Raw genomic sequence first — 14017 nt, 5'->3', positions numbered from 1 at the left:
CTTGGCCGTCCCGCAAACGGTGCCAGCGCGGTGTGACCCATTCCCCGTGCGATCGTGTGCTCTTTGCCCACCGGGCTCTTTCGCAGGCTCCGCGACCCCTCTTTGCGACCGGTCAGGTGATCGCCTGCAATCTCACGGTCGCCCTCAGCCCGCCTTCGGTCCGGTTTTCCAGCGTGAGGATTCCCCCATGCGCCAGCACGATCGTGCGCGCGATGGACAGGCCCAGCCCGACACCGCCGGTCTCGGCGCTGCGGCTGTGGTCCCCCCGCCGGAACGGCTGGAACATCTCGTCCATGCGCTCCGGCGCGATGCCCGGGCCGGTATCATCGACCGTCACGATGGCATGCCCGTCCTGACGGGCAAGCGTGACCCGCGCCGCCTCTCCGTAGCGCAGGGCATTGTCGATCAGGTTGCCGATGGCGCGGCCCAGCCCGATCGGCCGTCCCATCACCTGAACCTCGCTGATGCCGTCATACTCGGCACCCCGCTCCGCGCAGAGCTTCGAAAGCAGCCCGCCCAGATCCACGGCCTGCATGGCCTCGCTGTCCTGCCCGTGCCTGGCGTAGCTGACAAGCCCATCCGCCATCACCGTCATCTCGTCGAGTGTGCGCACCATCGCTTCGCGCTGCTTGGCGTCATCGACCATCTCGGCCCGAATGCGCAGGCTGGTCATCGGCGTGCGCAGATCATGCCCGATCGCGGCGATCATCCGCATCCGTTCGGCGTCGAACCGCGAAATCTCGGTCTGCATCGCGTTGAAGGCGCGCGCCGCCGCGCGCATCTCCCGCGGCCCTTCCTCTGGCACCCGGGCGTCGCGGTCACCGCGCCCGGCCGCCTGGGCGGCATCCGACAGGCGCCCGAGGGGCCTGGCGAGCCGCCTGGCAAACACGATCCCCACCGCCAGCACCGACAGCAGCGACAGCGCCAGGAAGGTCAGGAAGGGCCGACTGTCCACCGGGCTGGGCCGGGGCGGGCCGCCACCGGTCGTGACGTTGAGCCACGCGGCCTCGCCCTCCCGGGGGCTCAGCGGCACGCTCACCGCGATGATCCGGCCCGCGCGTGCGCCGGGCGTCCGCTCCGGTGCTGGGCGCGACGCAGGGCGGTCGATGAGGGCCACGCGCAGATCGGTCCGCCCGAGCGTTTCGGCAAGCCCGGCGGCGAGGGATGCCGACCGGCTGTCCCGGCCGGTCCGTGCCACGAGGGGCGTCTGCCCGACCCGGAACCGGGCGAGACGGTTGGACACCTGTTGCGTGAGCACCTGGCGGGTGTCGGCATCGACGGTCTCGAGCACCGGGATCAGGGCCGCGATCCGCGCGATCCAGCGGTCGTCGAGGGTCTGGCGATCGAAGCGCTGTTGTTGCAGCCCGAGAACGACCAGCCCGATCAGGTTTGCCGCAAGGATCGCCGTCGCCAAAAGCAGCACGAACCGCCCCGCCAGCGTGTCGGGCAAGAGCCGCGCGCGCCGCATGGTCATGGCGCGCCCTCCACATCCGCGGCCAACCGGTATCCGCCGCCCCACTCCGTCACCAGGATCTGCGGGTGCTTCGGGTCGGCTTCGATCTTGCGACGCAACCGGCTAACCTGGTTGTCGATGGCGCGGTCATAGGCCTTGGCCTCCCGCCCGGCGGACAGGTCCAGCAATGTCGCGCGGCTCAGAACCGTGCGCGGCTGATCGAGAAAGATGCCCAGAAGCCGGTTTTCCGCACTGGTCAGCTCGGCGCACCGGCCATCGGCATGGGCCACGGTCAGCGCATCAGGATCATGCACCCAGCCCGCGAAGCCGCGGCGCGCGCTCGGTGGCGCGGCGATTTCGGGCGGCGCGCGGCGCAGGATCGCGCGCACCCGCGCCAGCAACTCGCGCGGGTTGAACGGTTTGACGAGGTAATCGTCGGCGCCCAGCTCCAGCCCGACAATGCGATCCGTCTCATCCGCCATCGCCGTCAGCAGCAGAACCGGCGGGCCATCATGGGCGACCAGCCACCGGCACAGGCTCAGCCCGTCCTCCCCCGGCATCATGATGTCGAGCACCACCAGGTGGATCGTCGCCTCGGCCAGAACCTCCCGCGCCTCTGCGGCATGGGCAGCCAGCCGCGTGCGGAACCCTTGCTTGCGCAGGTACTGTGCCAGGGGCTCGCGAATGTCGCGGGCATCGTCGACGATCAGGATCTGGGGGGCGATGGGGTCTGTCACAGTCGATCTCCAAGGCGGGCCGGACGCCTGCCACAGATCCTTATTGCGCGTGTCGGCGCCGGGAAATCAACCGATCGGGCGGCCGTTTCGGATCCGAATTGTCGCAAGATGTATCAGGCCGGGCGCTTGCGACAGATGACGACAAACCGGGGGGCGCGCTGACAAACCTTCGCACGCAAGACCGCCTAGATGAGGGTCACGAAGCGATGAATGCTTCCCCACGAACCCGAAAGGACACGACATGAATTCCTCGATGATCTACCGCAGCGGCCTGCTCGCCACCGCCGTCCTGTTGACCGGCATGACCCTGGCCGTGGCACAGACAGCCACCGACACCACCCCCGTCCAGGCGCCGCAGGCCAAGGAGATGCGCGTCGATTTCCGCATGGAGCGCGGCGCGCGCGGCGGCGGCATGATGGGCCGGATCCTGCAACAGGCCGACGCCAATGGCGATCGCGCCCTCACCCAGGACGAGATCGACACGTTCCGCGCCGCGCTTGTGGCCAATGCCGATGCGTCGGGCGACGGCAACATCTCCCTCGACGAGTTCGAGACGCTCTATCTCGAAGTGACCCGCGCGCGGATGGTCGATGCCTTCCAGGCGCTCGATGCCGATGGTGACGGGGTCGTCACCCAGGCCGAGAGCGACGCGCGGTTCGGCGACATCGTCGACCGGATGGACCGCAACCAGGACGGCCAGATCGACCGCGACGACCGGCCGAGCCGTGCCAGCCGGGACCACGACCGGGAAGGGCGCGGCCACGACCGGGATGGCGGCCGCTGGAATGAGCGCCGCGGCTGAACGCATGGCGGCGGGGGCTGACATCCCCGCCGCGATCCCTCGGCAGCGGTTCGCACAGCGCAGAAAGGCGCGCGGCATCACGCCGGGTGCAAAGGAACTCGAAAATGGCACAGAAAACCGAAACCCTCCAACTCAAGGACAGCCCCGCGGCATACGGGGCGATCTCCAGGGTCAATCACTGGGGCGTTGCCCTCGGCATGATCGCATTGCTCGGCTCCGGGCTGCTCATGGCCTACGGACCGCTCACCCGCGAGGCCGTGGCCCCGATCCGGGATTGGCACAAGGCCCTCGGCGTCGTGGTCCTGATCGTCGGGCTGTGGCGGGTGGGCTGGCGCCTGGCACAGGGGGCGCCGAGACCGGCCTCCGACATGCCACCCTGGCTGGCCCGCGCGGCGAAGGCGGTGCACTGGGGTTTGCTCGCCACGGTGCTCGCGATGCCGATCTCCGGCATCCTGATATCGGTCTATAACGGGCGGGCGGTCACGTCCTTTGGGGTGGTTATCCCCGCCCAGGACAAGGTTGGCTGGATTGCAAATGCGGCCCACGGGGTCCATCAGTTTGCAGGCTGGGCGCTGGCCGGGCTGCTGGTCGTGCATGTCGCGGGTGCGCTCAAACACCATTTCCTGGACCATGACGCCACCCTGCGGCGCATGCTGCGCGGGGCCGCCTGAAGGCCCCGCACGCTGGTGTTGAAAAAGGGGCAGGGCGATGCCACGCATCGCCCTTTGTGCGTACCTCGGCCCGCAAACCTCCGGTCCGGTGCCGACCAGCCCGCGGGCCGCTGACCGCCGGGGACCACGGCTCAGGCAGCGCTGTAGAGCGTCCGGCGCGCTGAGGACCCCACGATCCCTTCGTCGAAGAGCCGCGCGATCTCCGTGTCGTCGAGGCCGGTGACCTCGCTCAGGATCTCCTCTGTATGGCTGCCCAGGGCGGGCGCGGGTTTGGGCGCCTCGCGCGCCAGGGCCGAAAACACCGCCGCGTGGCCGGGGACCGGGAAGGTGCCCAGCCCCTCCTGGGCCAGCGCGGTAAAGACCGGGTTGTCCGGCGACAGGTCCGGGTCCTGCTCCACCGCTTCCTTGACGGTGCGGAACTCCGACCAGGTCAGCTTGGCATCGTCGAAGATCTCGCCGATCACGGCGGCGGGTCGCGCCGCGAACCACGGGGTCAGAATCTCCGTGATCTCCCGCCGCAGTTCCCAGCGCACGCCCTCATTGCCCAGATCGCGCCCGGTCGCCCGGGCCAGCTCGGCCATCTCGGTTTGCGTCCCCGTGGTCTTGACCAGCCCCGACCATTGCCGCCCGGTCAATCCGATCACCATGATCCGCCGCCCGTCCGCACACAGGAAATCCTGCCCATAGGCGCCATAAAGCGCATTGCCCGACTTGGTCCGCGCGGTCTCGTTCAGCACTGCATCCCCGATCATGCCCAGATGCCCCAGCGTCGCCGCCGCCACGTCCTTCAGGGTCAGCACAACCTCTTGTCCCACACCCTTGCGCAGCCGGTGCCGCTCGGCGGCCAGCACGGAGGACACGCACATATGCCCCGCCATCAGGTCCCAGGCCGGCAGCGCATTGGCCACCGGCGCATCATGCCCCTCCGGCCCGGTGATATCCGGAATGCCGAGCGCCGGGTTCACGGTGTAATCGACCTGGGGGCGCCCATGCCGGTCGCCCAGCAGCGTCACCATGATCAGGTCCTCGCGCAGCTTGCTCAGGGTCTCGTAATCCATCCAGCCGCGCACCCGCAGGTTGGTCAGGAACACGCCCGCATCCTCGCCCGGCGCGGTGATCGTGCGGGTGATCAGCTCCTTGCCCTCGGGGTGGCTCATGTCCACCGCGAGCGAGCGTTTGCCCTTGTTCAGCCCCGCCCAGAACAGGCTCTTGCCCGACGGCGCCAACGGCCAGCGCCCAGAATCGAGCCCGCCCTGCAGCCGGTCGAACCGGATCACATCCGCCCCCATCTGCGCCAGCGTCATCCCCGCCAGGGGCACCGCGACAAAGGCCGAGCCTTCGACCACGCGCAATCCGTTCAGAATTCCTGGCATGTCAGTCCTCCCAGTCTGCACTTGCTGTCAAACCCATGTAGCCCGCATCGGCCACAGTGCACATTTTCAGTGCATGCGCCCCCTCGCGCACCCCGCGCAGGGTCAGCCCGGTGTCGTGAAACATCGGATGCACGCCGCGAAACCGGAACCGGTCCGGGCGGCGCCCCTTCCAGGCGGTCGCCTCCGCCATCAGCAGGTTGGCCTGCAACGGCCCGTGCACCACAAGGCCCGGATAATGCTCCACTTCCTGCGCATAGGGCAGGTCGAAATGGATCCGGTGGGCATTGAAGGTGATCGCCGAATAGCGAAAAAGCAGCGCGGTCGAGACCGGCTGCGTCACGTCGAAAACCAGGCTGTCCACGGGGCCGGGCTTCTTCGGCGGGGGGCGGAACTCCGGCGCGATGGGCAGGTAGACGATGGATTGCGTCTCGCGCACCGCAAGGCCTGCCGCCCCGCGCAACTCGTGCGCAACGGTGACGAACACCATGCCCCCGGTGGAGCCGGTCTTTTCCTCGACGCCGGTGATGGTGGAGGTTTTCTCGATCTGCTCGCCGACGCGCAGATCTGCGTGGAATTCCAGCGCACCACTGGCCCACATCCGCCGCTCATAGGGCACCGGGGGCAGAAACCCGCCAAGGGCCGGGTGCCCGTCGGCACCCAGATCCTCCATCCCCACCGCCGGGGGGAAGGCATACCAATGCCACAGGGCTGGCAAGACATCGCCCGGGCCGGGGCAGGGGCGGCCCGCGCGCGCAAGCGTGGCGTGGATCATGGTGGCGACCGTGGGGGGCACGCAGCCCGCCACGGTCTCGGTCCGCCCGATCCAGTCGGTCAGCGGTGCGCCGTTTTCAGGCGCGTCAAGCGGCATTGCGCGCCGGGTTCAGGATGCGCGCCACGGTCTCGCCCATGGCCGACGGGTTCGGCGCCACCTCGATCCCGCAGGCACTCAGCAGCGCGACCTTCTCCTGCGCGCTCTCGCCGAAGGCCGAGATGATCGCGCCCGCATGGCCCATCTGCCGGCCCTTGGGGGCCGCAAGCCCGGCGATATAGGCCGCCACGGGCTTGGTCATGTGATCGCGCACATAAGCCGCCGCCTCGGCCTCCTGCGGACCGCCGATCTCGCCGATCATGATCACCGCATCGGTCTCCGGGTCGGCCTCGAACAGCTCCAGGATATCCTTGAAAGACGAGCCGTTGATCGGATCGCCCCCGATCCCGATCGACGACGACACCCCGATCCCCAGGGCCTGCATCTGGCTCGCCGCCTCGTAGCCCAGCGTGCCCGACCGGCCCACGATGCCCACGCGCCCGGGGGTGTAGATATGCGGCGGCATGATCCCCATGAACCCCTTGCCGGGGCTGATGATGCCCGCGCAGTTCGGCCCGATCAGGCGCATCTTGCGCTCCCGCGGGAAGCGGCGCAGGAAGCGTTTGACCCGCATCATGTCCTGGGCCGGGATGCCGTCGGTCACACACACGGCGGTGCGAATGCCCGCATCCGCGGCCTCCATCATCGCGTCCGCAGCCCCCGCGGGCGGCACGAACAAAAGGCTCGCCTCCGCGCCCGTGGCCTCGACCGCCTCGCGCACGGTGTTGAATACCGGCCGGTTAAGCACCGTGGTGCCCCCCTTGCCCGGGGTGACGCCGGCGACGACCTTCGTGCCGTACTCGATCATTTCCTGCGCATGAAACTGCCCGATCCGGCCGGACAGGCCCTGGACGACGACGCGGGTGTCTTCGGTGATGACAATGGCCATGACTGTGGCTCCTTACTGTGCGGCGATCAAGGTGGGGCGGGCGGCAACGGCGGCCTCGGCCGCCTCGGCCAAGGTGTCGGCGCTGATGATCGGCAGGCCGCTCTCGGCTATCAGCTTGCGCCCGGCCTCCACATTCGTGCCCGACAGGCGCACCACCACCGGCAGCTCGATGCCGAGCTCGGTATAGGCCTTGATCACCCCGTTCGCGATCCAGTCGCAGCGGTTGATGCCGGCAAAGATGTTGACGAGGATCACGCTGACATTCTGGTCCGACAACACCGTGCGGAACGCCTGGCAGACGCGTTCAGGACTGGCCCCGCCGCCGATATCGAGGAAATTCGCAGGCTCCCCGCCCGCCAGCTGGATCATGTCCATCGACGCCATGGCAAGCCCGGCGCCGTTGATAATGCAGCCGATATCCCCGTCCAGGCCCACATAAGCCAGCCCGTGATCGGCGGCGAAGCTCTCGCGCGGGTCTTCCTGGCCCGGATCGCGCAAGGCCGCGATCTCCGCCCGGCGGAAGAGCGCGTTGGTGTCGAACGACATCTTCGCGTCCAGCGCCACCAGCGAGCTGTCCTTGCACACCACCAGCGGATTGATCTCCACCATCATCGCATCGAGATCGCGGTACGCCCGGTAGCAGGCCTTGAGCACGGTCACCATCTGGCCGATCTGCGCGCCCTGCAGGCCCAGCTTGAAGGCCAGCTCCCGCGCCTGGTACTCGGCCAGACCCACGGCGGGGTCCAGAACCATGCGGATCAGGCTCTCGGGGTCTTCCTCGGCGAGGTCCTCGATCTCCATCCCGCCATGGCCCGAGGCCACGATCATGATCCGCTCGGACTTCCGGTCGAGCACGAAGCCGAGATACAACTCCCGCTCGATGGCGGACGCCTCTTCGACCCAGAGCCGGTCGATCCGCTTGCCCGCGGCATCGGTCTGCTTGGTGACCAGCGACGTACCCAGGAGGCTGGCGGCGAAGTCGCGCACCTCCGCCTCACCCTCGCAGAGCTTGACGCCGCCGGCCTCGCCGCGCCCGCCGGAATGGACCTGCGCCTTGACCACGCAGCGCCCGCCCCCCAGTTCGCGGCAGCGGAAGGCCGCCTGTTCGGGCGAGAACGCCACGCCGCCCTTCGGCACCGGCACGCCAAAGCGCGCCAGAATGTCCTTGGCCTGATGCTCGTGAATGTCCATGTCGTCTCCTCCCCAGGATTGGCTTATTCCGCCGCGACCGCCTTGGCGGCGATGGCGTTGGCGGTGTCGATCACGTTGCGGGCCATCTTCTCGCTGGCCGCGTCGATCATCTTGCCGTCGAGGCTCGCGGCCCCCTTGCCCGCGGCCTCGGCATTGCGCAGCTCTTCGATGATCCGATGCGCCTTGCTGACCTCGGCCTCCGGCGGGCTGAACACGTCGTTCGCCATCTCGATCTGGCTGGGATGAATGGCCCATTTGCCCTCGCACCCCAGTGCCGCCGCCCGGCGTGCCCCGGCCATGTAGCCGTCGGGATCGCTGAAATCTCCGAACGGCCCGTCGATCGCGCGCAGCCCGTAGGCGCGGCAGGCAATCACCATCCGCGTGATCGAGGCGTGCCACTGATCCCCGGGGTAATCCGGGTTCAGCCCGCCGATATTCACGGTCCGCGCCCGCATCGAGGCCGCGTAATCCGCCACCCCGAAATGCAGCGCCTCCAGCCGCCCGCCGAACTGGGCGATCGCCTCCACATTGGCCATCCCGAGCGCGGTCTCGATCAGCGCCTCAAGGCCCACCCGGGTCTCCAGCCCGCAGGCCATCTCCGCCTGGTTGACCATCGCCTCGACCATATACAGGTCCGCCGTCACCCCGACCTTGGGCACCAGCAGCGTGTGCACCCGGTCGCCCGCCTGCTCCATGATGTCGACCACGTCGCGGTACATGTAATGGGTATCCAGCCCGTTGATCCGCACCGACACGGTCTTGCCCTTGGCGGCCCAGTCGATGTCGTTCAGCGCCTGGATCGCGTTCTTGCGCGCCTGCACCTTCTCGGGCGGGGCAACCGCGTCCTCCAGGTCGAGAAATACGAAATCCGCGGCGCTCTCGGCGGCCTTGTCGATCATTGTCGGGTTCGAGGCGGGCACCGCCAGCTCGGACCTCTGAAGGCGCTGCTTGCGCAAGGGGTGAAGCGTATGGGACATGTCAATCTCCGTGCGTGAAAGGGCAGGGGCGGTTCATTCCGCCGCGATATGCAGGAAGGGGCGCGCCGCGGCATCGGCGGCGAACCACGCCTGCGCCGCCCCCACGCCGGAGCCGAGCTGCACCTGCATCCCCGCCCGGTAGAGCGCCATCTCCGCCACCGACAGGGCGGTCAGGCACATCGCCTCGTTCAGATCGCCGAGATGCCCGATCCGGAAAACCTTGCCGTCGAGCGGCCCCAGACCGCTCCCGAAGGAGGTGTTGAATTCCTCGTATGCGATGCGCAGAACCTCGCGGGCGTCGATCTCCTGCGGCACTCGAATGGCCGACACCGTGTCGGAATAAAGCGTGTGATGCTCGGCCACCAACGGCAGCCCCCAGGCCGCGATCCCGCGGCGCACACCCTCGGCCAGCCGGGTGTGGCGGGCGATCACGTTGTCCAGCCCTTCGGTCGCGATCCGCGCCAGCGACGCCCGCAACCCGTGCAACAGGGGCGTGGGCGGGGTGTAGGGGAAATACCCGTCCGCATTCATCGCCAGCATGTCGGAAAACTCGAAATAGGCCCGGCGCATGGTCGCCGACCGCGCAGCCTCCAATGCCTTTTCGCTGACACCCAGAATGCCCAAGCCCGGCGGCAGCATCAGACCCTTTTGGCTGCCCGTGACCACCAGGTCGACCTCCCATTCGTCCATCCGGAAGTCCAGCGAGCCGACCGAGGACACCCCGTCCACGAACAAGAGCGCATCGTGGAAATTCTCGTCCAGCGCCCGGCGCACCGCCGCGATGTCCGAGGCCACGCCCGTGGCGGTCTCGTTATGGGTGACGAAGACCGCCTTGATCTCGTCATGGGCATCCCGGCCCAACCGGCGCGCGATCTCCTTGACCGGCGCGCCTGCGCCCCAGGGAATGTCGATCAGCTCGACCTGCAGGCCCAGCCGCTCGGCCATCTGCGCCCAAAGGGTCGAGAAATGCCCGTGCCGCGCCATCAGCACCTTGTCGCCGGGATTTAGCGTGTTGGTGATCGCCGCCTCCCAGGCCCCGGTCCCCGAGCCGGGAAACAGCATCACCGTCCCGCGTTCGGTGCGCAGCACCGATTTCATCCCCTCGAACAGCCCGAGGGTCAGGTCCCCGAAATCCGCCGCACGCATGTCCTGCATCGGCACATTCATCGCCTGCCGCACCGCTTCGGGCACATTGGTGGGACCCGGAATGAAGAGATGTGTCTGACCTGTTCGCATGAGTTGACCTCCCTGATCGTCGTCTGCCTACCCCGCGCCCTTGCCATGCTGCAAAAGCATTCGGGTCCTGCTGTGAGTGCGAATGTTCACAAAGCACACAAATTGTGAACTTGTGAAATCTGTGATATGACAGGTGCATGAAGACTTTCATCGGACCCCGCCTGCGCCGTCTGCGGCGCGACGCCAACCAGACCCAGGCCGAAATGGCCAAGGCGCTGGGCATCTCCAACTCTTACGTGAACATGCTGGAAAAGAACGAGCGCAGCGTGTCCGTCCCGGTGCTCCTGCGCCTGTTCGAAGCTTACGGCGTCGATTGGCGCGACATCGCCGACGAGGACGATACCGCCACCCTCAACGCCCTGCGCGCCGCGTTCCAGGACCCGCTCTTTCACGATCACAGCCCCGATCTGCCGCAGCTGCGCGCGCTGCTCTCGCACGCGCCGGACGTGGCGCGCAGCTTTTTGCAATTGCACCACGCCTACCGCGCGGCCACCGATCAGCTCTTGGTGCTCTCCAATGCCAGCGAGACCGATCTCGACATCCTGCGTGCCTCCCCCGAGGCGATCGTGCATGATTTCTTTCGCGACAACCGCAATCATTTCCCCGAGCTTGAAGCCGCCGCCCAGGAGTTCTGGGCCGGCCCCATGCCCGAGGCCGACGACATCTACGGCGCGCTCAAGGCTCGGCTGAAGGACAAGCTGGGCTTGCGGACCCGGATCGTGCCCGTGGGCGACATGCCCGAGGCCCTCCGCGAATATGACGAGGACCGGCGCGAAGTCCGTCTGTCCGAAGGGCTCGACCATCCCAACCGTGCCTTCCAGCTGGCCCATACGAGCGGGCTGATCGAACAGAGCGCGGTGATCGACGCGTTGCTGTCGCGGCTCGACCTGGACGACCCGTCCGGGCGCAACCGCTGCCGGGTGGAGCTGGCCAATTATTTCGCTGCGGCCGTGCTCATGCCCTATGACGCCTTCCGGGCCGAGGCGCTGGCCTGCAAGTACGACTTCGCCCACCTGTCCCTGCGCTTCGGCGTCAGCTTCGAGCAGGCCTGCCACCGCGCCACCACCCTGCAACGCGACGGGGCGGAAGGCGTGCCGTTCTTCTTCCTGCGCATCGACAAGGCCGGCAACGTGACCAAGCGGTTCAACTCCACCGGCTTTCACCTGGCGGAATATGGCGGCGCCTGCCCGCGGCTCGATTTGCATACGAGCTTCCGCAGCCCCGGCAGCATCGTGCCGCAATTCGTCGAGATGCCCGATGGCGGGCGATTCTTCGTCTTCGCCCGCACGGTCAATCGCCCCCGCTTCTCGCGCCACACCCAGGACAAGCGCCTGGCCATCGCCATGGGCTGCAGCATCGAACATGTCGCGGCGATCGGCTATGCCGAGGATATCCAGCAAGGCTCCCCGCGTTTCGCAGAGGTCGGGATCAACTGCCGGATCTGCCCGCGCGCCAATTGCGACCAACGCGCCCATAACGCGATGATCCTGAACGAACCGGTGGATGTCCGCCGCCGCGGCCCGACACGCTACGCCAACTGAGGCAGCGCCCCCGGGGCGGGGTGAATTCCGTGTTATCTGGTGAAATTGGAGCGGGCGATGAGATTCGAACTCACGACCCCAACCTTGGCAAGGTTGTGCTCTACCCCTGAGCTACGCCCGCGTCCTTGGGTGAGCCGTGGGATACTTCTGACACGCCGCCCCTGCAAGTGAAAAAAGCGGCCAAGGGGGAAAAACTTTGCCGCGGGGGTCGGGGCCAACCGGGCCTCGGGGTGGTTGCTTATTGTAATGTTATACTATATCAAAACGGGCAGCATTTCATAACCACAGGGCAAACCCATGCAGGACCGACTCCCCGTAACCGTGCTCTCGGGATTTCTCGGGGCAGGAAAGACAACACTGTTGAACCGCGTGCTCAACAACCGCGACGGACGCAAGGTCGCGGTCATCGTCAACGACATGTCCGAAGTGAATATCGACGCCGACCTCGTGCGCGCCGAAACCGCGCTCAGCCGCACCGACGAGACTTTGGTCGAGATGTCCAACGGCTGCATCTGCTGCACCCTGCGCGACGACCTGCTGCACGAGGTGCGCAGGCTCGCGGCGGCGGGGAAGTTCGACTACCTGCTGATCGAATCCACCGGCATCTCCGAGCCGCTGCCCGTGGCCGCCACCTTCGAGTTTCGCGACGAAGCGGGCGAGAGCCTGTCAGATGTCGCCCGGCTCGACACGATGGTGACGGTCGTGGATGCGGTGAACCTGCTGCGCGATTATGCCAGCCATGATTTTCTGCGCGATCGCGGCGAAACGCTGGGAGAGGCGGATGACCGCACCCTGGTGCATCTGCTCACCGACCAGATCGAGTTTGCCGATGTCGTGATCCTGAACAAGGTCGCAGATGCCGGGCCCGAGCGCACCGATGCCGCACGCCAGATCATCCGCAGCCTGAATGCCGATGCCAAGATCATCGAGACCGACCATGCCCAGGTCGCCGTGTCCGAGATCCTGGGCACCGGCCTGTTCGATTTCGACAAGGCCCATGACCACCCGCTCTGGGCCAAGGAGCTCTACGGCTTTGCCGACCATGTCCCCGAAACCGAGGAATACGGGGTGGCGAGCTTCGTCTACCGCGCCCGCCGTCCCTTCGTGCCCGAAGCGGCGATGGCCGTGCTCGAGGGCGAGATGCCCGGCGTGATCCGCGCCAAAGGGCATTTCTGGCTCGCCACCCGCCCCGACTGGGTGGCGGAGTTCTCGCTCGCGGGCGCGCTGTCCTCGGTCCGGCCGCTGGGCACCTGGTGGGCGGCGGTCCCCGAGGCCCGCTGGCCGGAAAGCGCGGCCGCGCGTGCCTATTTCACACAGCACTGGCAGGAGCCATGGGGTGACCGGCGGCAGGAGATCGTCTTCATCGGTGTCGGGATCGACTGGCCCGCCCTCAAGGCCCGGCTCGACGCCTGCCTGCTGCCCGAAGACTTGGCGACCGGCCCCGACACCCTGCCGGACCTGCCCGATCCCTTCCCGGCCTGGCGCCGGGCGGAGGCCGCGTGATGGACGGGGGCGGCGTTTCGCTGCACAACGGGATCTGCCCCGGGGTGATCGTGGCAACCGACCCGCAGGGGCTGCGCGATGTGACCGCGCCCACGGGCGTGGGGGCCGCGCTTTGGCTGCGGCGACCGGCGGCCAGCTTCCAGGAGTGGATCGACGGGCTCGACCCGGCGCAGCTGCCATCGGCCCGGGTGGTTTTGACCCCCGAAACCGTGCCCGCGGTGCTCACCGCTCTCTTCGAGGCCGCGGGCACGCCCGAAGGGCACCACCGCGACCGGCTGCGCGACGATATCGCGGTGCTGGCACGGCTTTTCGCGACGGTGACCGGCGCGCCCTACCTGCGGCTGCGGCTTGACGTGGTGACCACCGATGCCTGCCGGAAATTCCATCTCGACGCGGTCACCTTGCGGCTTGTCTGCACCTATCGCGGCCCGGGCACCCAGTACGGGGCGGCGGCACGCCCGGGCACCGAGCCCGCGGAGGTGTTTGCCGCGCCCACCGGCGCACCGATCCTGATCCGCGGGTCGCTCTGGCCCGGCACGCGCGAGACCGGGCTGCGCCACCGTTCGCCGCCCATCGAAGGCAGCGGCGTCACCCGCTTGGTGCTGGTGCTCGACCCATTGACCGGGCCCGACGGGGACTGAACGCTCGCCCAAGGCGCCCGCCTTGCCCTTCTTTTGTGGCGAAATACTCCGGGGGGCGGCCCGGCACGGGCCGTGGGGGCAGCGCCCCCTCCACCGCCGGTCTCCGGGCCAAAGGTTAATCCCGGCGCGAAATCT

General features: G+C 67.9%; 13 protein-coding genes and 1 tRNA gene. 5 read left to right on the top strand and 9 right to left on the bottom strand.

All coding sequences use genetic code 11. The features are described 5' to 3' along the window. Positions 1–112 precede the first annotated feature (112 nt). Positions 113–1474 carry an ATP-binding protein gene (locus tag DSHI_RS12705; RefSeq protein WP_012179163.1) on the bottom strand — a complete coding sequence of 454 codons (1362 nt, stop codon included), beginning with the start codon at positions 1472–1474 and terminating at the stop codon, positions 113–115. Continuing rightward, on the bottom strand, positions 1471–2190 hold the full coding sequence (locus DSHI_RS12700) for a response regulator (RefSeq protein ID WP_012179162.1): 720 nt from the start codon (positions 2188–2190) through the stop codon (positions 1471–1473). Before DSHI_RS12700 ends, DSHI_RS12705 begins: the two co-directional genes overlap by 4 nt. A gap of 241 nt (positions 2191–2431) precedes the next feature. On the opposite strand from DSHI_RS12700, the gene DSHI_RS21420 reads away from it, so the two are divergent. Together DSHI_RS21420 and DSHI_RS12690 are read left to right on the top strand one after the other, a co-directional pair. Beyond that, on the top strand, positions 2432–2992 hold the full coding sequence (locus DSHI_RS21420) for an EF-hand domain-containing protein (protein WP_012179161.1): 561 nt from the start codon (positions 2432–2434) through the stop codon (positions 2990–2992). Positions 2993–3096: 104 nt separating this feature from the next. After that, a complete protein-coding gene (locus DSHI_RS12690; RefSeq protein WP_012179160.1) occupies positions 3097–3663 on the top strand; it encodes a cytochrome b in 567 nt (188 codons plus the stop codon). Positions 3664–3794: 131 nt separating this feature from the next. Here the strand turns inward: DSHI_RS12690 and DSHI_RS12685 are convergent, their stop codons facing one another. Genes DSHI_RS12685 through DSHI_RS12660 form a run of 6 tightly spaced genes read right to left on the bottom strand, consistent with a single transcriptional unit; the run spans position 3795 to position 10197 of the window. Further along, positions 3795–5036 carry a CoA transferase gene (locus DSHI_RS12685; RefSeq protein ID WP_012179159.1) on the bottom strand — a complete coding sequence of 414 codons (1242 nt, stop codon included), beginning with the start codon at positions 5034–5036 and terminating at the stop codon, positions 3795–3797. A 1-nt stretch (position 5037) separates the two neighbouring features. Beyond that, positions 5038–5904 carry an HTD2 family dehydratase gene (locus tag DSHI_RS12680; protein WP_012179158.1) on the bottom strand — a complete coding sequence of 289 codons (867 nt, stop codon included), beginning with the start codon at positions 5902–5904 and terminating at the stop codon, positions 5038–5040. Continuing rightward, positions 5894–6793 (bottom strand): succinate--CoA ligase subunit alpha, encoded by a 900-nt coding sequence (sucD, locus tag DSHI_RS12675; protein ID WP_012179157.1) that lies wholly within the window; start codon positions 6791–6793, stop codon positions 5894–5896. Before sucD ends, DSHI_RS12680 begins: the two co-directional genes overlap by 11 nt. A gap of 12 nt (positions 6794–6805) precedes the next feature. Then, on the bottom strand, positions 6806–7984 hold the full coding sequence (locus DSHI_RS12670) for a malate--CoA ligase subunit beta (protein ID WP_012179156.1): 1179 nt from the start codon (positions 7982–7984) through the stop codon (positions 6806–6808). A gap of 23 nt (positions 7985–8007) precedes the next feature. Continuing rightward, positions 8008–8961 carry an HpcH/HpaI aldolase/citrate lyase family protein gene (locus DSHI_RS12665; RefSeq protein ID WP_044027875.1) on the bottom strand — a complete coding sequence of 318 codons (954 nt, stop codon included), beginning with the start codon at positions 8959–8961 and terminating at the stop codon, positions 8008–8010. 33 nt (positions 8962–8994) lie between these two features. Then, the gene (locus DSHI_RS12660) at positions 8995–10197 is read right to left on the bottom strand and encodes a pyridoxal-phosphate-dependent aminotransferase family protein (protein ID WP_012179154.1); all 1203 of its coding nucleotides are present in this window, start codon (positions 10195–10197) and stop codon (positions 8995–8997) included. 137 nt (positions 10198–10334) lie between these two features. Between DSHI_RS12660 and DSHI_RS12655 the strand changes: the two genes are divergently transcribed. Next, positions 10335–11738, top strand: coding sequence for a helix-turn-helix domain-containing protein (locus DSHI_RS12655; RefSeq protein WP_012179153.1), 1404 nt, complete (start codon positions 10335–10337; stop codon positions 11736–11738). 46 nt (positions 11739–11784) lie between these two features. Here DSHI_RS12655 and DSHI_RS12650 read toward each other — a convergent pair. Continuing rightward, positions 11785–11859, bottom strand: a tRNA-Gly gene (locus DSHI_RS12650). Positions 11860–12035: 176 nt separating this feature from the next. Between DSHI_RS12650 and DSHI_RS12645 the strand changes: the two genes are divergently transcribed. Next, positions 12036–13241 carry a GTP-binding protein gene (locus tag DSHI_RS12645; RefSeq protein WP_012179152.1) on the top strand — a complete coding sequence of 402 codons (1206 nt, stop codon included), beginning with the start codon at positions 12036–12038 and terminating at the stop codon, positions 13239–13241. Continuing rightward, on the top strand, positions 13241–13882 hold the full coding sequence (locus tag DSHI_RS12640; protein WP_012179151.1) for a DUF1826 domain-containing protein: 642 nt from the start codon (positions 13241–13243) through the stop codon (positions 13880–13882). The genes DSHI_RS12645 and DSHI_RS12640 overlap by 1 nt, the downstream gene beginning before the upstream one ends. The last annotated feature ends 135 nt before the right edge of the window (positions 13883–14017 follow it).

Source organism: Dinoroseobacter shibae DFL 12 = DSM 16493, from assembly GCF_000018145.1.
GTDB classification, from domain to species: domain Bacteria; phylum Pseudomonadota; class Alphaproteobacteria; order Rhodobacterales; family Rhodobacteraceae; genus Dinoroseobacter; species Dinoroseobacter shibae.
The sequence above is the reverse complement of the archived record's forward strand: the minus strand, read 5'-3'. Positions and strand labels throughout refer to the sequence as shown.